The sequence below is a fragment of the Acinetobacter pseudolwoffii genome (genome assembly GCF_002803605.1).
Classification (GTDB): Bacteria; Pseudomonadota; Gammaproteobacteria; order Pseudomonadales; family Moraxellaceae; genus Acinetobacter; species Acinetobacter pseudolwoffii.
Map to the genome: position 1 here is coordinate 84,461 of NZ_PHRG01000003.1, position 21,254 is coordinate 105,714.

The 21,254-nt window shown below is 45.6% G+C and carries 15 protein-coding genes; 6 read left to right on the forward strand and 9 right to left on the reverse strand.

Features of this window, described 5'->3' with window-relative positions; translation table 11 throughout:
• Positions 1–11: 11 nt before the first annotated feature.
• From CWI32_RS07265 to CWI32_RS07290, 6 genes are all read left to right on the forward strand, one after another.
• The gene (locus tag CWI32_RS07265; protein WP_378267264.1) at positions 12–1,487 is read left to right on the forward strand and encodes a TolC family outer membrane protein; all 1,476 of its coding nucleotides are present in this window, start codon (positions 12–14) and stop codon (positions 1,485–1,487) included.
• Complete coding sequence (locus CWI32_RS07270; protein ID WP_005096672.1) at positions 1,484–3,622, forward strand: type I secretion system permease/ATPase; 2,139 nt, start codon at positions 1,484–1,486, stop codon at positions 3,620–3,622. Before CWI32_RS07265 ends, CWI32_RS07270 begins: the two co-directional genes overlap by 4 nt.
• The gene (locus CWI32_RS07275; protein WP_100534979.1) at positions 3,619–4,806 is read left to right on the forward strand and encodes a beta-barrel domain-containing protein; all 1,188 of its coding nucleotides are present in this window, start codon (positions 3,619–3,621) and stop codon (positions 4,804–4,806) included. Before CWI32_RS07270 ends, CWI32_RS07275 begins: the two co-directional genes overlap by 4 nt.
• A 118-nt stretch (positions 4,807–4,924) precedes the next feature.
• On the forward strand, positions 4,925–5,524 hold the full coding sequence (locus CWI32_RS07280) for an IMPACT family protein (protein ID WP_100534980.1): 600 nt from the start codon (positions 4,925–4,927) through the stop codon (positions 5,522–5,524).
• On the forward strand, positions 5,517–6,134 hold the full coding sequence (locus tag CWI32_RS07285; RefSeq protein WP_100534981.1) for an acyltransferase: 618 nt from the start codon (positions 5,517–5,519) through the stop codon (positions 6,132–6,134). Before CWI32_RS07280 ends, CWI32_RS07285 begins: the two co-directional genes overlap by 8 nt.
• A 410-nt stretch (positions 6,135–6,544) precedes the next feature.
• Complete coding sequence (locus CWI32_RS07290; RefSeq protein ID WP_005171275.1) at positions 6,545–7,387, forward strand: universal stress protein; 843 nt, start codon at positions 6,545–6,547, stop codon at positions 7,385–7,387.
• A gap of 170 nt (positions 7,388–7,557) precedes the next feature.
• On the opposite strand, the gene CWI32_RS07295 is transcribed toward CWI32_RS07290, so the two are convergent.
• The 9 genes from CWI32_RS07295 to dnaE all read right to left on the reverse strand — a co-directional run bounded on the left by CWI32_RS07295 (position 7,558) and on the right by dnaE (position 21,174).
• Positions 7,558–8,223: an O-methyltransferase gene (locus tag CWI32_RS07295; protein WP_005096677.1), complete on the reverse strand. Its 666-nt coding sequence runs from the start codon at positions 8,221–8,223 to the stop codon at positions 7,558–7,560.
• A gap of 133 nt (positions 8,224–8,356) precedes the next feature.
• Positions 8,357–9,073, reverse strand: coding sequence for a D-Ala-D-Ala carboxypeptidase family metallohydrolase (locus CWI32_RS07300; protein ID WP_100328713.1), 717 nt, complete (start codon positions 9,071–9,073; stop codon positions 8,357–8,359).
• 136 nt (positions 9,074–9,209) lie between these two features.
• Complete coding sequence (gene fdxA, locus CWI32_RS07305) at positions 9,210–9,533, reverse strand: ferredoxin FdxA (protein WP_004279936.1); 324 nt, start codon at positions 9,531–9,533, stop codon at positions 9,210–9,212.
• Between the two features lie 196 nt (positions 9,534–9,729).
• Positions 9,730–12,378 (reverse strand): DNA mismatch repair protein MutS, encoded by a 2,649-nt coding sequence (mutS, locus tag CWI32_RS07310; protein WP_100534982.1) that lies wholly within the window; start codon positions 12,376–12,378, stop codon positions 9,730–9,732.
• A 336-nt stretch (positions 12,379–12,714) separates the two neighbouring features.
• Entirely contained in the window at positions 12,715–14,721 is a 2,007-nt protein-coding gene (locus tag CWI32_RS07315; protein ID WP_100534983.1) for an esterase/lipase family protein, read from the reverse strand.
• Between the two features lie 123 nt (positions 14,722–14,844).
• Entirely contained in the window at positions 14,845–15,786 is a 942-nt protein-coding gene (locus tag CWI32_RS07320; protein WP_005171266.1) for an ABUW_2363 family tetratricopeptide repeat lipoprotein, read from the reverse strand.
• A gap of 120 nt (positions 15,787–15,906) precedes the next feature.
• Positions 15,907–16,716 carry a serine O-acetyltransferase gene (gene cysE, locus CWI32_RS07325; RefSeq protein WP_005096684.1) on the reverse strand — a complete coding sequence of 270 codons (810 nt, stop codon included), beginning with the start codon at positions 16,714–16,716 and terminating at the stop codon, positions 15,907–15,909.
• On the reverse strand, positions 16,716–17,564 hold the full coding sequence (locus CWI32_RS07330; protein WP_100534984.1) for an RNA methyltransferase: 849 nt from the start codon (positions 17,562–17,564) through the stop codon (positions 16,716–16,718). Before CWI32_RS07330 ends, cysE begins: the two co-directional genes overlap by 1 nt.
• Positions 17,565–17,601: 37 nt before the next feature.
• The gene (gene dnaE, locus CWI32_RS07335) at positions 17,602–21,174 is read right to left on the reverse strand and encodes a DNA polymerase III subunit alpha (RefSeq protein WP_100534985.1); all 3,573 of its coding nucleotides are present in this window, start codon (positions 21,172–21,174) and stop codon (positions 17,602–17,604) included.
• Positions 21,175–21,254: the final 80 nt, after the last annotated feature.

The following is a 21,254-nucleotide window of genomic DNA, read 5'->3' on the forward strand; positions in this document are numbered from 1 at the left end:
GGGGGATCTTCATGAGTCTTCTTTTGCCTTTATCTATTTCCTTGGCACATGCAGAAACTTCGCAAAACCATTTTGCAAATATTAAAAACGGTTTAAGTAAACTGATTGCACCAGAGCCAACAGGGTCAGCGCATTCAGTTAATATTACGTCACTCAGTCGCTACTCATTAGATACTTCTCAGGTAGCTGAACTGCCACAGATTACCCAGCCACAACAGGGACAGTCTGCTACCGGCCCTATCGTGGCTCCTATTCCACAAAAGATGAATGTGGTGGAAGCGATCCATACCGCAGTTCAGCGACGTCCTGAAATTAGCCAGAGTATTTCTACCCTGTCTGCACAGGCGGCCAATATTGATGTGGCAAAAGCAGCCTATTATCCGCAGTTATCGGGCGGATTGGGGACCGGTGATCTGACCTCGGGTGAGCGTGGACGTCAAGTGGTTTCCTTAAATGCAACACAGATGCTGTATGACTTTGGCAAGATCAAAACCAATGTCAGTATCGAGGAAGCCAGATTGGCAGAAGAGCAGGCAAGGGTGCTGGTCAGTCTGGATCAGGTGGCTTTTGAAGTGGCAGATGCGATTGTTAATATCAAGCGTTATCAGGAAATTACCAAAATTGCCCAGCAACAGATTCAGGGCATTGGACGGATTGCAGAAATTGCCAATTTGCGTGCCCGTGCCGGTATCAGCAGTCAGGCCGATCCAATTCAGGCTCAGTCCAATCTGGAAGCGGCACAATCGAACCTGCTGGTGCAGCAGACCCAGCTCAGACAATATCAGCAACGTTTACGCACTTTGCTGGGGTTTGATGTGTCTGCGGTGGAATGGGAGATTCCAGAACGTATTGTGGCGCAGGCCGATCTGTATCAGGATCCGGAATTTACCCAGATTCCCAATATGATTCTGGCACAATCGGGTGTAGAGGTTGCACGCTTTCAAAAAGATCAGGCACGTTTAAGTCGTTATCCAAGCATTCATCTGAAAGGCAGTTTAAGTCAGGCTGTTAATGGGCGGAATCCGAATAATAATGAAGATGACGGCTTTTATAATTCAATCATGATTGAAGCCAGCAGTAATTTTTATCAGGGTGGCGCAGCACGCTCTCAGGCACGTTCTGCCAGTTATGCCGAAGAAGCTGCACGTGCACAGGTCAATACGGTTTATCTGGATGTACTGGATCAGGTTCGCTTGATTCGTGAGCAGATTGAGAATAAGCAAAAACAAATGGGAGTTTTATCCCAACGTCGTGCAACCACGGTACGAACCAAAGAGCTGTATCAAGAACAATATAAATTGGGTACCCGAACCGTGGTGGATTTGCTCAACGCAGAACAGGCTATTCATAGTGCAGCACAGGAAATTGAATCTGCGCGCTATGACATTTATTCGGCGATTGTGCAATATATTCAGGTCACCGGCCGTACACGGGATATTTACGCGCTTAACCGTATTTCTATTCAGGGGTTTGAAGTTCAGCCATGAGTACTACAATAAATTATCAACCGTGGCTTAAAGCGGTTTTGAATATTGCCAGACATTACCGGATTGAACCTTCTGAGGAGCGGATTCGTCTGCAACTGGACTGGAACCAGCATCATGACATCGACGAGATGCTCAAAATTGTTAGCCGGCAGATTGGTTTAAATGTCCGTAAAAATAAATTTGACAGCAGCTTGCTGAATCCGTGGCGTTTGCCTTTGCTGGTGGAGTTTGAGAGTGGGGATGTGGGTGTGATTGAACGCATCGACACCCAAGCTAACGTCAGTATACAGCTCAGTGGCGATGAAGGCTTGTCTCAAAGTTTCACGGTTGAACAGTTAGAGACGGGCGTAAAGCATCTGTATGTTCTGCGTCCCGAATCTTCTGTGCCGGATGCGCGGGTGGATGAATATATCAAGCCGTTCGAGAAAAACTGGTTCTGGTCAATTGTCTTGAATGACTGGAAACGTTATATCGATGTCATGTTCGCCTCTTTAATCGCGAATATTCTGGCACTGGCCACGATTGTTTTCTCGATGAACGTGTATGACCGCGTGATTCCATCACAATCGATTCCTACCTTATGGGTTTTGGCTGGCGGTGTGCTGATTGCGGCAATTTTCGAGTTTGTTTTACGCGTCTCCCGAATCTATCTGTCAGACATTATTGGTAAACGTGCTGATCTGAAAATCTCTGATCGGGTATTTGGCCATTCCTTACGCATCAAAAATAGTGAACGTTCCAAATCGACCGGTACCTTTATCTCGCAGATTCGGGAACTGGAAGGGGTACGCGAACTGGTCACTTCAACCACAGTGACTGCGATTGCCGACCTGCCATTTTTCTTCCTGTTCTTAGGGATTTTCTGGGTGATTGGCGGCAACCTGTTCTGGGTGATGCTGCTGGTGGTGCCACTGATGATCCTGCCTGGCATTCTGGCGCAGAAAAAACTGGCAGAACTGGCTCAGCTGGGCATGCGTGAATCTGCCATCCGTAATGCCTTGCTGGTAGAAGCCGTGCAAGGGATTGAAGATATCAAGCTGCTCAGAGCTGAAACACGCTTCCAGAATCAGTGGAACCATATGAATGAAGTTTCAGCCGATGTCAGCATGCAGCAACGTAAGATTGTGGGTTTGATGACGGCCTGGACGCAAAAAATCCAAGGCTTGACCTTTGCCATTGTGGTATTGGTCGGTGCTTTTGCGGTGATGGACGGCGAGATGACCACAGGTGCATTGGTGGCCTGTTCGATTCTGTCTTCACGAATGCTGGCACCCATTTCACAAATTACTGGCGTGTTGGGTCGTCTGCAACAGGCCAAAGTGGCCAAAGCCGGTCTGGATGAGTTGATGAAAAAATCGGTCGATCAGCCGGATTATTCTCATTTGATTCATCGCCCAGCTCTGGATGGTCATTATGAACTCAGTGGTGTGGTATTCAAGTACGGCGAAGATGATCCAAAACCAAGCCTGATGATTCCAAAGCTTGAAATCAAACCGGGTGAAAAGATTGCGATTCTGGGCCGTAACGGTGCCGGGAAATCAACCTTGTTGCAGCTCTTGTCTGGTATGCAGACACCGTTACAGGGCAAGGTCAAGCTGGATGGTATTGACCTGACCCTGATTGATCCTTCAGATGTACGTCGTGATATGGGCTTGCTGAATCAGAACTCGCAGCTGTTTTATGGTTCGATTCGTGAAAATCTCAGCCTGGGTGCGCCCTTGGCCACCGATCAGCAAATTCTGGAAGCATTGCAAATCACCGGTGCATTCGCTTTTGTGCAGGAGAAAAAAGAAGGTCTGGATCATATCATTCTGGAAGGTGGTGTTGGTTTTTCTGGCGGTCAGCGTCAGGCGCTGTTGTTAACACGGTTATTGATCCGTCAACCGAAAATTCTACTGCTAGATGAACCTACTGCTGCGATTGATGATGTGTCAGAAAAGCAGTTGATTGATCATCTTAAAAGTTATTTGAGCCATCGTACCATGGTGGTTGCGACGCATCGCCGTGCGGTACTGGAGCTGGTGGATCGTATTATTGTGGTGAATGATGGGAAAATTGTCATGGATGGTCCACGAGATCAGATCCTGAATCAGTCACAGGGTGGCAATAAGCGGGTTGTTGGAGCAAGTGCATGAGTGAACTCAAAGAACTAAAACGTTCAAGCAAAGTCAGCTTTCAGGAACCACCTTTACCTAAATCGAGTGTCATTATCTGGATTGTCGGCATTGGTTTATTGGTATTGCTGATCTGGGCCTGGTTATTTAGCCTGGAAGAAGTCTCTACCGGTACGGGTAAAGTGATTCCATCTTCTAAAGAGCAGGTGGTTCAGTCTTTAGAAGGCGGTATTTTGACCACGCTCAATGTTAGAGAAGGTGAAATTGTAGAGCGCGGCCAAGTATTGGCTCAGCTCGACCCGACCCGTTTTGAATCCAATGTCGGTGAATCTGAATCCTTACTGATTTCATCACGTGCGACCTCAGCTCGCTTACGCGCGGAAGTGAGCGGTACGCCATTGGTATTTCCCGAAGAAGTCTTGAAATATCCAAAACTGGTGAAAGAAGAAACGGCACTGTATCAGTCACGTCGTGCCAATCTGGAGGAATCCGTGGCCGGTCTAGAACAGGCCTTGGTACTGGTACAGCAAGAGCTGGAAATGACAGCACCACTGGTGGCCAAAGGGGCAGCCAGTGAGGTTGAAGTACTACGCTTAAAACGTGAAGCCAACGACCTGCGTAATCAAATGAATGATATTCGTAATCAATATTATGTGAGTGCGCGGGAAGAGCTGTCCAAAGCCAATACCGATGTGGAAACTCAGCAACAGGTGGTACGCGGCAAGTCAGATACGTTGAGCCGGACTATTTTTAAATCACCGGTACGCGGTATCGTAAAAGAAATTGATGTGATGACCTTGGGCGGCGTGATTCCACAAAATGGCAAGTTGATGACCATCGTGCCACTCGACGAAAAACTACTGGTTGAAGCGCGGATTTCACCACGTGATATTGCCTTTATTCGTCCAGATCAGGAAGCACTGGTTAAAATTACGGCCTATGATTATTCAATCTATGGTGGGTTAAATGGTAAAGTTGCGATGATTTCACCAGACACCATCCGTGATGAAGTCAAGCAGGATCAGTTCTATTACCGGGTCTATATCCGCACGGACAGTGACAAACTGAATAATAATGCGGGTCAGGAGTTTAATATCACCCCAGGTATGGTGGCCACGGTAGACATTCGCACCGGTTCAAAAACTGTCATGGATTATCTGATCAAGCCATTCAACAAGGCCAAAGAAGCGTTGCGGGAACGCTAATCCTTTCAGGCCATTGAGTCAAACAATCGAGTCAAATCAGGCCTCTCCATGGAGAGGCTTTTTATTTGTTGAAGTAAAGCAGGTATACTGCCAGGGTTCGATTTTAAAGCCCGAAGTTATGCCATATACGCTTGCCAGCCTGGTCAGTTTTGAGGAAGACATCAAAAAAAGCCGATTTCAGGCATTTGCGACCCCTGTAGAAAATGAACAGCAGGTCAAAGATTTTCTGGACGCTTATCGTGATCCAAGTACCACGCATCAATGCTGGGCCTGGAAAATTGGCCATCAGGTGCGCTTTAATGATGATGGTGAACCTTCAGGCACTGCGGGGCGCCCGATTCTCGCCACCATTGAAGGTAATGAATTGACTAATGTACTGGTGCTGGTCAATCGCTGGTATGGCGGGATTAAACTCGGCACCGGAGGTTTGGTTCGTGCCTATGGCGGCTGCGCTGGACAATGCTTGCTGCTGGCAGACAAAATTGAACTGATTGAAAAGAAAAAAGTGCAATTTTTCTGTCAGTTTAATGAATGGGCCATTTTTCAGTATGAACTGAATCAGCAGCAAATCGATTATCAGGAAGACTATAGTGCCGAAGGCGTTCAGGTTCAGGCGCAGTTCCAGAAGCATCAGATTCAACCTTTTGCCTTAAAAATTCAAGATGTGACTCGTGGCCGGGAACAGCTCAAAATCATAGAAGAAGCGACAGATGACTGAAGCAGATCCATTACTGAAATATCGTGAGCAGCATAAACATCGCCTGAATTATATGCCTTGGCTGTACTGGTCCTTAAAGCCCAAAAATCGTGGCTGGGCAGAGGCATGGCAACAGGAATATCAGGCTTATCTGATGCAGATGGAAACCGTCGAGATTGGTGAAAACTGTTTTATTTCCCCACTGGCACATATTTTTGCGGAACCGGGACGCAAGATCGTCATTGGCGATAATACCTTTATCGCCGCAGATTGCACCCTGCATGGCCCACTGGACATTGGCAATGAAGTGGCGATCAATCATCACTGTATTCTGGATGGTGGCCGGCTGGGGATTAAACTGCATGATCAGGTGCGTATCGCAGCGTATTGTCATCTGTATGCATTTGATCACGGTATGCAGCTAGAACAGCCAATTTATCAGCAAGCGGTACGCTCACAAGGCATCGAAATTGGCCGGGATGTCTGGCTCGGTGCACATGTCGGTATTAAAGATGGCGTTAAAATCGCAGATCAGGCCATTGTCGGAATGGACAGTATGGTCACCAAAGATGTCGAAGCACGGGCTATCGTTGCTGGGAATCCTGCAAGCTTTATTCGATACCGCAAATAAAGCTTTACACTCAGTAGATCTCTTTCATCAATCAAAAAATGATGGTTCTATTGATATTTAAGTCCACGAGATATTAAAAGCCCTTTCTCTCTCTCGGATGAGAAGCAGTGCGTCGCAAGGGCATGAGCGGATTTTATAAAGACCTCTTCCTTGTGCAACAGTATTGCTGACTTCCTAACAGCAAGAGGGAATTTCGCTGATATGAATTAGAAAATGATTTTAAAAGCATTTTAATGATCTGAATTTAAGTGTTTGGCCTAATGGCTGAATTATTCTTCTAATTATCGGTCAATCACATAAAAGTTAACATATTTCAATTCAAGCCTTACAGATTTTGCTGCACATTTTATAAAGCTTATGCTAAGTTAAAAATAACAAAGAAATTTTTATCATAAATAGAGAGGCTAAACATGAAACGTGTCATCGCCTGCATTGACTCTTCACCATGTATAAACGCGCTGGCAGACGCGGCTGCATGGATTGCCAAACAGACTGGACGTGAACTGGTTTTGTTACAGGTCTTGGATTATTACCCGGCCAGTTATCATCTGGGCGAGATCAGTGGGGTAATCGGGTTTGAAAGCAATGCCATGTTGCTGAAGGAATTGGCCGAGCTTGAACAAAAACAAAGCGAAATTGCCTTGGATTATAGCAATAATCTGCTGCAACATATTTCCGAGCGGATTTTAGCCGAACATGGTATTCAAACCACACATATTCAGGAAAAAGGGGATTTTCTGGAGCAAAGTTTCCAGATTCTTGAGCCGGATGATATCGCATTAATTGGATTGCTCGGTGAGCGCTCAGCTGAAAAGAATAAACCGATCGGCACCAATGTCGAGAATTTTATTCGTGGTGCCAATTGTACGGTCATGACGGTTGGGGAGCAGTTTAAACCGCCAACACGATTTATTTTTGCCTATGAATATTCTCCGACCTGTATCAAAATGATGAGACGGATTGCGGAAAGTGATCTGCTGCGTTTATTACAATGTCACCTGTTATATATTGGCGATCATGCCGAAATTTTAACTGAGCCGCTGCAATATCTGACTCAAGCGGGTCTAGATGTAGTGCCGCAATATCGCTATGGCGATGTCGCCGAGAATATTTTGACCTATCAACAGGAGATGGGTATTCAACTGATTGTTCTGGGCGCATTTAGTCACAGCAAAATCCATCAGTTTTTCCTCGGTAGTATTGCCACCACAATTTTCCGTAATTCCAAGGTGCCTTTACTGGTCGCAAAGTGAGGATTGCCTAAAAAGCAAACAAAATTAAAATTTAAACGTAAATTGTTACAGCTTGATTTAAAAATGATCAGAGTTATCCTCATATATTGTGGATAACTCTGTGGTTAATGTTTTTAAGTTAATGTTATATATAATAAATATGGCGCTGGGTAATTTTTGTTCTTCTGATTTTATTTGACAATCGCAAGTGCAAAACCATCATGTCCTTTACTGCCTACAGTCTGTAAAGCGGTACAAGACAAGATACGTGGATGATTTTGCAGCGCTTTAAACATGGCACGGATGCCTTCAATACTTGGCTTGTGATTGTCCGGATTGATAATCTCGCCTGCACGGATTACATTGTCCAGAAAAATAAGTGTACCTGAATGCGACAGATTTAAACTGAGTTCCAGATATTCCGGATAACTCTGTTTGTCTGCATCAATGAAGATAAAATCAAAAGCCTCGGTCTCTGCGGGTAGAGCTTTGAGTACATCTGCTGCACGACCACATTTCAGTTCAACAGTTTGCTTGAGCTGGGCACGGTCAATATTTTCCTGACCCATTGCCGCGTGGGTATCACGTCCTTCAATTGTCAGGATATAGCCATCATCGGGCAAAGCACGTGCCAACCACATGGTGCTGTATGCGGCAAATGTTCCGAGTTCCAGTACACGTTTACATTGATTCATCTGGATCAGCATCTGCAACAACATGCCTTGATTTGCTGCTACAGCCAGATGATCTGGCAGACCATGTGCAGCAGTATTTTCCAGCGTCTGGTTCAGGATGGGATCTTCAGGAATTAAATGTGACTCAATGTAGTTGTCAATGTCTGTCCACATGTGTTGCATAGTTTTAGCACCATCAATTGCGATGGGTGCATTTTAAACTTTTCGCGGCATAGCGCAATTTATTGTGCTATAGCTGCTGTTTTTTTAGGCTATATAAAGTCTTAAATGAACTTTGTATAGCCGTTGTCATGACTTAGTAATTACACATTGAAGAATTTCGCCCCAGACTTGGCCCCCAGGTACGGTAACCTTGGGTATCGATGTGGATCTGACCAGAAGCATACATGCCGAGTCCCATATTCAGACTTTGACCATGTTGCGCCCAGAACTGGCACAGTTTGAACTTGGTATTTTCAATATAACTATAGTCTTGCGCTTGTGGATATTCTGGGCCAATACGAAAATCGATGGCAGAATTATACAGATGGCGTGAAGAATTGGCGCCACCGGCACACTGGTTTAAAGGCAGGTCACGATAGACGGAAGTGACTTCAAAATCAGTCAGGACATTGGCGGCTACTAAATATTTAAATACACGCAAGGTTGGAACCTGATTGGCCCATAATTCACGGCTTGGAATCATGTACTGTGAACGACCACATTTGGCCCAGTCCCGCGCGGTGCGCATTAATTCAAAACTGGGAATAATATTACCTACGCCATTGCGTTCCAGAAACACTTCGTACTCACGTACACGTGATAAATTATCCAGCGCAGAGACCCAGTGGGTATACAGATAAGGTACATTTTTGGGTTGGACTTTGCGGTCGTATTGAACACGTTCTTGGGGAATATAAATCCGCTTTCCATCGGGCACGGTCTGTCCCGGTGGTTTTGGGGTCGTGGTACAACCCACAAAAACGAGAGGGATTACACACAGACTCAATAATCCCTTTGCAAAATTCTTCATTTATAGAAATCAGATATTTATAAATAGCGCCATTTTAGACTAAATATACGGAGAAATTTGGAGAATATTGCAATAAAATGTGTGGATTGAGTATAAAAAAGATCAGCATGTGCTGATCTTTTTTAACTGAAATTAATTACTTTTCAAGATATTGTAATTTGTCAGCTTTACCATTCCATTCTTCACGATCTGCTGGCTGGTCACCAATTTGTGTGATATTTGGCCATTTTTGCGACAGGTCAGCATTCAATTCAATAAATACTTCTTGGCCTTCTGGTAATTCATCTTCAGAGAAAATTGCATTCGCCGGACATTCAGGTTCGCATAAGGCACAATCGATGCACTCGTCCGGGTTAATCACCAGGAAGTTAGGACCTTCATAGAAACAGTCTACAGGGCAAACTTCAACACAGTCTTGATATTTACATTTAATACAATTTTCAGTGACAACGAAGGTCATGGCGACAGCTACCTAAAAAATATGGTTCTATTTACGAATACTGTATTTTAGGCAAAAACAGGGGGAACTAACAATTCCTTTTATTGATATTTGTTATATATAGGGCTGTTAAATTTGAAAAAAGCCGGAATAGGGCTAAATTCAAGTATAAATCAGTGCTAGACCCCATACGGGATGAGGTCTATGGCTCAGAGAATTACCCCGGCTGTTTGAGTAAATCTTTTAGTGCATATAATTGTGCTAAGGCTTCGCGTGGACTCAGGTTGTCTACATCGATGTCCTCAAGTAATTCGAGAGCTGGAGATTCTTTCTCAATTTCGACAATACGTTCCACTGGCTCTACAATTTCCGGCAGTGCAAATAGATCATGTTGTAGACTCTTTGGTTTGACCAGTTGTTGCTTTTCCAGAATCTTTAAGCGGTTTTGTGCTTCTTTAATGACTGATGCCGGAATACCGGCAAGTTTCGCCACCTGTAAGCCATGACTCTGGCTGGCAGGGCCATGTTGTACCTTATGTAACAGAATCAGATTGCCATTCAGTTCTTTAGCCGTGACATGGTAGTTATCAATGCCGCTTTCTTTATCGAGTTCGGTCAGCTCAAAATAATGGGTTGCGAATAGACACAGGCATTGAATGCGTTTGCTCAGATCCAGCACACAGGCCCAGGCCAGAGACAGGCCATCATAGGTACTGGTGCCACGACCGACTTCATCCATCAGTACCAGCGACTGACTGGTGGCATGATGCAGAATTTGCGAAGTCTCGGTCATTTCCACCATAAAGGTCGATTTGCCAGTTGATAAATCATCGGCAGAACCAATACGGGTGAAAACCCGGTCAATAGGCCCTAAAGTCGCAGCTTGTGCAGGTACATAAGCCCCGCAATACGCCAGCAAGACGATCAATGCGGTCTGGCGCATAAAGGTCGATTTACCGCCCATATTGGGTCCGGTAATAATCGCCATGCGATGGGAAAAGTCCAGTCGCGTATCGTTCGGTGTAAAAGCAGTTTTGCTTAAAGCTTCCACCACCGGATGACGGCCAGCAGTGATACTTACACCGACTTCAGGGCTGAATTTTGGACGTGACCAGTTGCGTAAACGTGCCTGATGGGCAAAGTTTGCCACCAGATCAATCTGGGCAATGGCACTGCTCATCATCTGTAAATTGCCGATATCCTGACGCAGTTCATCCAGCAGCATTTCAAACAGCATTTTTTCACGCGCCAGAGCACGGGATTCACTGGATAAAACTTTATCTTCAAAGGCTTTCAGTTCAGGTGTGATATAGCGTTCAGCATTTTTCAGAGTCTGACGGCGGATATAGTGCTCGGGTGCCTGTTCGGCCTGAGCACGTGAGAGTTCAATATAATAACCACTCACTCGGTTATAACCAATTTTCAGTCCCGGAATTCCGCTGGCTTCACGTTCTTTAATTTCCAGATCAATCAGGAACTGGCTAGCGTGATCACGAATCTGACGTAATTCATCCAGTTCACTATCAAAGCCTTCGGCAATCACATTCCCATCACGCAGCAATACTGGCGGATTTTCTACGATGGCAGACATCAAGCGTTGATGCAGGCCATGGAAATCTCCGAGTTCTTCATTTAGCTGGATTAATAGCTCAGACTGTTGTTGACTGACAATCGGCTGTAGGGCATGGCGTAAAAATGGAATTTGCGCACAGGCCTGGCGCAGTTGTACCAGATCCCGCGGTCGGGCACTGCCCAAAGCAATTCGGCTCAGGACACGTTCAATATCGCTAATTTCCTTAAGTACCAAACGTACAGGTGCTTCATGGAAACCTTGTAGCAGGGACTGGATGGCATCTAAACGTTCATCCAGCAAGGCAGTGTCACGCAAAGGCTGCATCAGGGTGCGACTCAGCAAGCGTCCACCCATAGCCGTCTGGCAATCATTAATTAACTGAAACAGTGAAGTACCATGCTCAAATAAAGGCTCAATCAGTTCCAGATTGCGACGCGTCACTGGATCTAGGGCAATAAAGTCGGAACTCTGTTCTAGCTGAATCGAACGAATATGTGGTAAAGCGGTTTTCTGGGTTTCTTTGGCATAGTGAATCAGTGCCGCAGCGGCAGCTTTTGCCAACGGCAAATGATCAATCCCGAAACCGGAAAGTGTGCTGACGGCAAACTGGTCGCACAAGGTTTTTTGTGCATTGTTCAGGCTAAAGTCCACATTGGGACGCTTCGTCACGGAAATATCAAGTTGCTGCTTGAGTTGCTCGGTCAGCATCGGATCAGCGGTATTTTCATCCAGCAAAATTTCGCTTGGCATTAAGCGCGCCAGTTCAATCATGAGCTGGTTAAGATCATAATCCTGCTGCTGTACTTTAAATAAGCCGGCACTGAGATCGAGCAGTGCAATCCCGATCTGATTTTGCTGAATACATAAAGCCACCAGATTAGAGCTTTGATGTGCACCGAGCATGGCATCATCGGTCAGGGTGCCCGGGGTGATAATCCTTACCACGCCGCGCTCCATGGGAGCCTTACCGCGAGTGCTTGTGCTCTCGCCCTCACCAATCTGCTCACAGATCACCACCGTTTCGCCTTTTTTGACCAGACGGGCCAGATAGCCTTCGGCTGCATGGTAAGGCACACCTGCCATCGGGATCGGCTGACCATTGGCTTTACCGCGATGGGTCAGGGTAATGCCTAAAATTTTGGCTGCCTTGTGTGCATCTTCAAAGAACAGTTCATAAAAATCACCCATACGATAAAACATCAATGAGTGTGGATGCTGCACTTTCACCGACATGTATTGCTGCATCATGGGCGTTAAGGTAGAAAGATCAGCCATAATTTCCGAACTGGTCATTAAAAATAAATCCTTTCAACAAGAGAGAAATGCAAATACTGATAAGCAGCGTATGCACAAAAAATTAAAGCACATCTAAACAGATCTATAAAAATATTTTATCGAGGATCTGCTCAGGAGCATAGTGAATGAGGTCGCTTATCTTAGGGTGCTTTAAATCAAGATTGAAACAAGTCTATCAAATTTAATTTTTAGAAAGAAATGAAATTCCAGATGAATGTTTAAGTCATGCGACAGATCTGTCGGTCTGAGTTTTTATTCAGCATGATTTCCAATTTTAAAAAACAAACCACTGGATGTGAACATGCAGTGGTTGATTTAAATTAAGGGAATTGTTTATTCGGGATCATAAAGACCAAGGTCAGACAGGTGTAATCTGAGAATCCGGCGCAATTCCAATACGGCCTCAGGGGTTTCCTGAATGGAATGGCCACCCTTGATCACTTTACTGGATACTGCACCTTGCAAATAAGCACTTTCGTAGGAAACAATGCCATCACTCATCAGCTGAGGTTCTGTAGTATCTACGGTATTACCGATGATGGAGTGAAATTTGAAGCCGGTATAGGGCTGAATGTTTTTAGTCAGCACATTGAATTTCGAATTTTCACTCAAATCACTCGGGCCATTTTGAATCAGGTCATGTCCCAGTTCTTTGACAAATTCTTTTAATCCGATTTCGCCTTGTAAAGTATCAGCAAAGGCACCTAAAAATGCACCTGGAACCCGAATAATTTTACGCGCCAGTTTGGTATGCCAGCGATTGGCATATTCTGTGCCACGATGCGGTGTGGCCAAGAAAATCGCCCGACTAAAATTTGGAATCGGCTGCATTTGCAGGCGTGCTTGAAACAGCGGTTTATCCTTAAACTGTTCAATACGGGTATTTTGTACCAGTTTAAAAGCATCTTGGCTGATATCGGCATTGCTGACCAGCAAACGGGCAATCACGCCGCCCATACTATGTCCGACCAGTACTGCATCTTTTTTAGCTGCGGCATTGTTCGCGACCTGGGCAAATCCTTGCTGAACCAGTGCATTGATTTGAAAACGGCTTTCCAGAATCGGCATGTTGGTAGAATAAAACACCTGCCAGACCTGAAAGTTTTCTCTTAGAACCGGATCACCCATAATATCGTTGGTCATACGAATCCAGGCTTCGGGGCTGCTGGCCAGACCATGGACCAATACCAGGATCTTCTTGTTCGGATTATAAGGTTCCAGCATATACAGGTGGGGCATGCTCAGACTATCATCCCGATCAATCAGGGTCAGATAGGCCAGACGCCCCAGATTGTTCTCGGCCAGCCATAAACCATAAGGTGCTGAAAAATTGGCTGCCAGAGCATATTCCTTAGAAGCGACCTTAATTTTTTCATATTTATAGGGATCATAGAGTTTCAGATGAAATTCGGAGGTCGATAAAATCTGTTCAGTACTATTGGCTGATTTAGGTACAGCGGTGATCGTGGTGGCCAGATATCGTGCTGCGTGGATATTGGGATTGATACCATTCGGATATTTGTGATTGAGTGGGTCAGTAATATATTTTTTATCTTTTTCGGATGGTTGCTGCTCCGGTAGAACCACTAAAAACTCTGAACCAAAACCGTCACGACGGGTAATTGAACGCAGCCCAGAGAAGTTCATGTTGTAGGTGGACAGTAGTTGCTCAATGGGCTGGTTTTTCAGCTGCGGAAAATTTTCCAGATCAATACTATATACACTGTTACCCACCTGAATCCGTTGGCCGGAACGCTTGGTTTCATAACGTTCAGCATAGCGTTGAATCAGATGAGCAATCGCCAGGTTGTAAAAATCACGAATCTGAACCTGACGGTTGTCGAAAATACGGTCTTGCGGGGCACGCTCGGTTTTAAACAGGTAGGCATAACTATAACGAATGCTTTTATCCAGCATGCTGAGCTGCTGATCCAGACATTTCTGGATATTCTGTTTTTGCAGCTGTTGCTTTTCCTGAGATTGGGTCTTGCTCAAAACACTGGTGTTGCACTCGGCTGACTTGGCATTCTGTAAAGAATTGGCGAGATACAACTCACTTGCTGTAGAAAGTAATTGTTCATCTAAAATCTGGGGAATCTTTTTAAGATCCTTTACACATTCTTCGGGCTGGTCAATACAGATCTGGGCTTCACGCCCCGTCATGGACAACACATTCAGACTGGCTTCGCTCAGTTTGTCGCGCGTCAAAATACTGTCACGCTCATTGCTGAGTGTGACATTAAGTGCCTGTTCCTTAACACTGACCACCTGACAGCCGCTCAGCACGCTGGTGATGACTAAAGTGCACAGTATTAATCTTTTATTTATTTTTTCGTGCATAAAACCTTTCACTGAATTTAAGTTGTAAGTTTGGATAATGGTTTGTATTTTACTAATTTTTTCTCATAAAAATAGACCGCCGTAGCAGTCTATTTGTAATCAGAGAAAGAAGATAAATTTTGATTATGGCGTTTTAGGCGTTGCAGCAGCTGGAGCTTGATTTGCGGTTTGCAGAACTTGCCAAACATTCCAGCGACCTTGTTTCTCAATTTCCTGAATCAGACGGTCTGCCACTTCAGCTTCTTGCGGGTATTTCACTTTATAGTTTGCCAAGGTTTGAGCCGCATTTTTTTTCTGTTCCAGCGCAATATAATTATTGGCTGCAGCAAGATAGGCTTCCTGAACGCCAGCTTTCATGGCTTTGTCCAGATAAGGGATCGCTTCACGTTGACCGCCACCTTCGGACAGGCCAAAGCCGAACCAGAAGTTCACTTCAGGATCATCTTGGTTGATCTTAAGAATTCGTTGTGCATAGGTCAGGGATTTGGTGGTATAGACTGAACCCAGATCCAGATTACGTGCCATGACACTGGCTTTAAATGCACGTACCAGAACATCGAAAGAGGCATTTTCACGTGCAGCTAAAGTATCCAGCTGTTGAGTGACTTCACGCAGTTTGGCTTCAAAGCCACGACGTTCCTGACGATCGCTAAAACGTGGTGGATAATGACGTGCTTTACCTTCCACCATTTGCAGGAAATCATCAATCTCGGTGATGTCGATTTCATTGGTATTTGCCAGAGCCGCATAACGCATTGAACGTGTATTGCTGTCTACAATGGGAATAATCAGTTTATTGACATCCAAGGTTAATTGCTTGGATGGATCATTTGGATGAGTCACGACCATTTTGGTCACGGGTTGAGCCGCAGCTTTTTGCAAATGCACCTCAAACGGAGGTGGTTCATTATAATTGAATGGATTTAATGCATAAAATGGCGGACTTAATTCAGGTTCTACAAAAACCACTTGATCCACAGGTTTCTCAGCAGACTTCTGAGAGACGGTCGAACATGCAGTCATTGTGAATGCTAAACAAGCAAGTGCCAAGGGCTTAAAGGTCATAATATTCATCCATTCGTGTTATTTTTTAAAACAGCTAGTACAAAAATCACATGACCGTCAGTCTATGAAAACTCTAACGATCATGCAAGTAAATGCATGTTACAGAATTGAACGCTCTATTCAGGCTTTAGACTGACTGGTTTGAGCTTCACATTCACGGCGCGCTTCTTCCAGAATCTGTAATTCTTTTTTGCTTAAAGGCTGACCATCTTGTTGCTGTTTATTAAAGGTCGGATCCAGCAAAGAAAGACGGTTGCACAAGTTGTTCATGCGTTTTTCATTTTGCTGAATACGGTCCAGCAGAATGCGCATACCCTCCAGAATTGGATCAGACTGGTCTTCAGTTGCAGCATAGGGCTGGAAGCCGATACTTTCTGCATAATCACGACGACGGGTTTCTGCATCATCCTTCGGTTTATTTTTGGTAATAAAGCGTGCAGGGTTACCCACAGCCGTCGTGTTTTCAGGAACTGCTTTAGTCACGACCGCATTAGAACCGACCTTGGCATTTTTACCGACAGTAAATGGCCCTAAAATCTTGGCACCAGCGCCAACCACCACGCCATCTTCTAAAGTTGGATGGCGTTTGCCTTTATTCCAGGTCGTTCCACCCAAAGTCACCCCATGATAGAGGGTAACATCATCGCCAATTTCTGCAGTTTCCCCAATTACGACACCCATACCGTGATCAATAAAGAAACGACGGCCTATCTTGGCGCCCGGATGTATTTCAATACCAGTCGCAAAACGGCTAAATGAAGACAATGCGCGTGCAGTTCCCTTACAGTCTTTGTTCCATAGCTCATGTGCCATGCGATGCATGATCAGCGCATGGATGCCAGGGTAAGTGGTTAAGACTTCTAAGGTATTGCGTGCTGCAGGATCGCGCGCAAAGACAGCTTGTATATCTTCTTTGAGCTGTTTTAGCATTAGATTTGATCCTCGTCCTGTGATGATGTATGTGAAGATTTTTTCCACGTGCCGTTATTTAAGGCCTGAACGCGGCTGAAAATACCACGAAGTAAATGATATTCCATACGATCTAATTGTATACGTCCAAAGAGACGACGCAAGCGTAAAGGCAATAATCTTGGATTTTTTGGATCCATAAATTCAATTTCTGCCAGCATTTTTTCCAAGTGCGGATAGAACTGTTCCATCTGCTCATGATTGACCAAAGGTTCATCCCATTCCATTTCAATGCCATCAATGACTTGCATGGTCGCTTTAGCATCACGTGGCTGTTCAATTTGACTCATCGTTGCCATGCGCATCTCATAGCAGATCACCTGAATCGCCTGAGCTACATTCAGTACGCCATAATCAGTATTCACAGGAATAGTCAGATGATAATTGGCCATCGCCAGTTCTTCATTGGTCAGACCACGGTCTTCACGGCCAAATAGAATCGCGACTTCCTGCTGATTTTGTACCACGGCGGACATGGCTTTTTCAGCGGCAGGGCGCACATCTAACAGCGGCCAGGGAATGGTACGGCTACGTGCGCTGGTACCGAATACAATCTGACAGTCTTTAATGGCATCTTCAAGGGTTTCTACAATCTCGATCTGCTCGATCAGGTCAGTTGCACCCGCGGCCAGCGCGTCAATATCCGGATGCGGATAGGTTTTCGGTGCCACCAGAACCAGCTTGGACAAGCCCATGGTTTTCATGGCACGTAAGGCACTGCCGATATTGGCAGGTAAAGTGGTATTGACCATGACAATACGCACATGGGAGAGATGTGCTGAAACAGCAGCATTGTCAATTTGACTCATGAGGATTCCAATTTTAAGGTGTTTTAAAGATCAGGATTTATGAATATTGCGGCTGGGATTCAGCCTGATACAGCTCCAGTGCATCATCCATGCTCATGCCCGCAGGCGGCGGAGGAATATCCACCGGCTTGGCCTGTTCATAGGACACGGCTTTGGCAGCTTTGGACTTGACCTGATACTCAATATGCAAGGCTTCTTTACCAAAATAATCACGCAATTTGGCTAGGAGCTCATCCAGTGGGGCGACTTTCCAGTTGAGACCCAGATGCAGTTCAGTCGTGGCATACGGGTAATCCAGATATAGAATCACCGGAATATGTGCCGACATATCGACATTGCAATAAGGAGTCAGAATCTGCTGCAAGTCACGGCTCAAGCTCTTGCTGAAATGCTCGGCTGTGAGGGTAATCTTGATGCTATTGGCACGTTTCTGGCGAATTTCATTCAGGCTAAATGCTTTGGTGAGGCGTCCCATCGGACGGTCAAAGCCTTCACGCTCATAAATTTCACCTTCAATCACCACCACTTTATCGAGCTGGATAATCTCTTTAAAGCGGTTGAAGCGTTCGTGATTGGCTGAAATCTCAATCCGTGCCGTACCATCATCCAGGGTCATCATCATTCGGTTCGGAAAGTTGGCAATATCCACCACCAATCCTGCAAACACGGTGGTCACGCCACGGCGGGTCGGCGTCAGCTCATTGATCTGACTAGGCACAAAGGCTTTTAGTTCATTGCGATACACATCAATCGGGTGGCCGGTTAAATACAGGCCAAGCGTGTCTTTCTCACCTTTCAGGCGAACTTCATCCGCCCAAGGTTTGACTGGCTTAGATGGCTTGCGCTGAACTTCTTCAACTTCGCCAAACAGGTCCATGATGCCGGTTTCACGATTGGAACGTGCCTGTTCCGCAGCTTGAACCGCTTCAGGCAGTTGCGCCATCAGGTCGGCACGGTCAATTCCCAAGCAATCCAGTGCACCTGAACGAATCAGTGCTTCCAGAGTACGCTTATTGATTTTTTTCAGGTCAATACGGTGACAGAAATCAAACAAGTCACGGAAAGGACCTTCTTGTGCACGTGAGTCAATCACAGACTGCATCGCCGCTTCACCAACGCCTTTAATCGCCCCCAGACCATAGACAATGGTTTGCTCATCGATAGCATGGAATTGATACAGCGACATATTCACTGACGGCGGCAAAACTTCCAGATTATTCTTGCGACAGTCATCAATCAGGAATACCACGTTGTCGGTGTTCTGCATCTCCGAGGTCAATACCGCAGACAGGAATTCAGCCGGATAATGCGCTTTCAGCCATGCGGTTTGGTAAGCAACCAAAGCATAGGCAGCCGCATGCGATTTGTTAAAACCATAGCCGGCGAACTTTTCCATATAGTCGAAGATATGGTTGGCCGTGGCTTCATCAATGTCTTTTTTCGATGCACCTTCAATAAAGATCTGGCGCTGTTTGACCATTTCTTCCGGTTTTTTCTTACCCATGGCACGACGTAACAAGTCCGCGCCACCGAGGGTATAGCCGGCACAATACTGTGCAGCCTGCATTACCTGTTCCTGATACACCATAATCCCGTAGGTGGGTTCTAGTACGCCTTCAAGCAAGGGATGCAGATATTCAAAATCGCCACCATGCATCCGGTGAATAAAGTCAGGAATCAGATCCATCGGACCTGGACGGTATAGTGACACGAAGGCAATAATTTCTTCAAACTTGCTCGGGCGTGCCTCTTTCAGCATCTTCTTCATGCCCACGGATTCAAACTGGAATACCGCAGTAGTGTTGGCATTGGCGAAGACCAGATATGCGTCTTTATCTTCAAGCGGGATATAGGCAATATCTAAAGGTTTATCCGCTTTGATGCGTTTATTAATATTTTTAACCGCATCTTCAATCACGGTCAGGTTACGCAGACCCAAGAAGTCAAACTTCACCAGACCTGCAGATTCGACATCGTCTTTATCGAACTGTGCCACGCGTCCGGTACCATCGGCATCACACATGACCGCAGAGAAATCGGTAATTTTGGTTGGCGAGATCACCACACCACCGGCGTGTTTACCGGTGTTTCGGGTAATACCTTCCAGTTTCAGTGCCATTTCCCAGATTTCGGCTGCATCGTCATGGTCTGGATTGGATGGATTTGTGACGATATCTTTAAGCTGGGGTTCAGCTTCTAGTGACTCAAGCAGGCTTAGACCTAAAGGCTTGGTCGGAATCATTTTCGAGATACGATCCGCCAAGCCATAAGATTTACCCAAAACGCGGGCAACATCACGAATCGCACCTTTGGCCGCCATAGTGCCGAATGTTGCAATCTGGGAGACCGCATCACGGCCATAGGTACGTGCTACATAGTCAATCACGCGGTCACGGCCTGCGATACAGAAATCGACGTCGAAATCGGGCATCGACACACGTTCCGGGTTCAAGAAACGTTCGAAGAGTAATTCATAACGTAGCGGATCAAGATCGGTGATTTTTAAGCTATAAGCCACCAGTGAGCCTGCACCTGAACCACGTCCCGGGCCTACTGGAACGCCGTTACTTTTCGACCACTGAATAAAGTCCATCACGATCAGAAAGTAGCCCGGAAACCCCATCGAGTTAATGATATTAATCTCGTACTCGATTCGCTCATCATAAGGTTTGCGAACTTCTGGCCAGTGTTCATCACGCTGTTCAGGTGGATACAGGAAATTCAGACGTTCTTCCAGACCTTCTTTGGACAAGTGTGCAAAGAAAGTATCAATGGTATGACCTTCAGGAATCGGATAATCCGGCAGAAAGTATTGACCCAGTCGCAATGTGACATTACAGCGTTTGGCAATGTGGTAAGTGTTCTCAATCGCAGAGGGAATATCCGAGAACAGCTCTGCCATTTCCTCTGCAGATTTAAAATATTGTTCAGGTGAATAGGTTTTAGGGCGGCGGTTATCCCCCAGTACATAACCATCGGCAATGCAGACTCGGGCTTCGTGGGCTTCATAATCATTGCGGGTCATGAAGTGCACGTCGTTATGTGCCACTACACCGATATTATATTTTTTGGCCAGTTTCACTGCTTCCAGAATAAAGTCATCTTCATCCGGACGGTTGGTGCGGGTCAGGGCGATATAAACGCGATTGCCGAATTTTTCGACCCATTCTTCCAGCAGTGGTTCGGCTTTTTGCGGATTTGAACTCATCAGCATCTTGCCGACATCGGAATGCATGCCGAGCAGGGCAATCATGTCCTCGGACTGGTTTAAAATCCATTGTTTTTGTACGCAGGGAATGTCTAATTGCTGACCACTGATAAAGCCTTCAGACACCAGTTCAGTCAGGTTACGCCAGCCTTTATTGGTCATCGCCAATAAGGTCATACGATGTTCGGCATCATTCAGGCGAATTTCAGAACCGAGGATCGGCTTGATGCCTTTGCCTAAGCATTTGCCATAGAACTTGACTGCGGCATGCAGGTTAGACAGATCCGTCAGCGCGAGGGCAGGCATCTGTTCTTTTTCGGCAGCTTTGACCAGGTCAGGTATCCGTACGATGGATTCAGTAATCGAAAATTCTGTATGAATACCAAGATGAACAAAGTGCATAGATGAGTCCCTGCTAAAACTATTAAATAGTTTAACATGGGATTTATTGTTTCAGTTTGAAAATGAGGGGAAATGCTGAA

Excerpts from the sequence above, each read along its gene's own strand:
- CWI32_RS07265 (WP_378267264.1), top strand. The coding sequence starts at position 12 with ATGAGTCTTCTTTTGCCTTTATCTATTTCCTTGGCACATGCAGAAACT.
- CWI32_RS07270 (WP_005096672.1), top strand. The coding sequence starts at position 1,484 with ATGAGTACTACAATAAATTATCAACCGTGGCTTAAAGCGGTTTTGAAT.
- CWI32_RS07275 (WP_100534979.1), top strand. The coding sequence starts at position 3,619 with ATGAGTGAACTCAAAGAACTAAAACGTTCAAGCAAAGTCAGCTTTCAG.
- CWI32_RS07280 (WP_100534980.1), top strand. The coding sequence starts at position 4,925 with ATGCCATATACGCTTGCCAGCCTGGTCAGTTTTGAGGAAGACATCAAA.
- CWI32_RS07285 (WP_100534981.1), top strand. The coding sequence starts at position 5,517 with ATGACTGAAGCAGATCCATTACTGAAATATCGTGAGCAGCATAAACAT.
- CWI32_RS07290 (WP_005171275.1), top strand. The coding sequence starts at position 6,545 with ATGAAACGTGTCATCGCCTGCATTGACTCTTCACCATGTATAAACGCG.
- CWI32_RS07295 (WP_005096677.1), bottom strand. The coding sequence starts at position 8,223 with ATGCAACACATGTGGACAGACATTGACAACTACATTGAGTCACATTTA.
- CWI32_RS07300 (WP_100328713.1), bottom strand. The coding sequence starts at position 9,073 with ATGAAGAATTTTGCAAAGGGATTATTGAGTCTGTGTGTAATCCCTCTC.
- fdxA (WP_004279936.1), bottom strand. The coding sequence starts at position 9,533 with ATGACCTTCGTTGTCACTGAAAATTGTATTAAATGTAAATATCAAGAC.
- mutS (WP_100534982.1), bottom strand. The coding sequence starts at position 12,378 with ATGACCAGTTCGGAAATTATGGCTGATCTTTCTACCTTAACGCCCATG.
- CWI32_RS07315 (WP_100534983.1), bottom strand. The coding sequence starts at position 14,721 with ATGCACGAAAAAATAAATAAAAGATTAATACTGTGCACTTTAGTCATC.
- CWI32_RS07320 (WP_005171266.1), bottom strand. The coding sequence starts at position 15,786 with ATGACCTTTAAGCCCTTGGCACTTGCTTGTTTAGCATTCACAATGACT.
- cysE (WP_005096684.1), bottom strand. The coding sequence starts at position 16,716 with ATGCTAAAACAGCTCAAAGAAGATATACAAGCTGTCTTTGCGCGCGAT.
- CWI32_RS07330 (WP_100534984.1), bottom strand. The coding sequence starts at position 17,564 with ATGAGTCAAATTGACAATGCTGCTGTTTCAGCACATCTCTCCCATGTG.
- dnaE (WP_100534985.1), bottom strand. The coding sequence starts at position 21,174 with ATGCACTTTGTTCATCTTGGTATTCATACAGAATTTTCGATTACTGAA.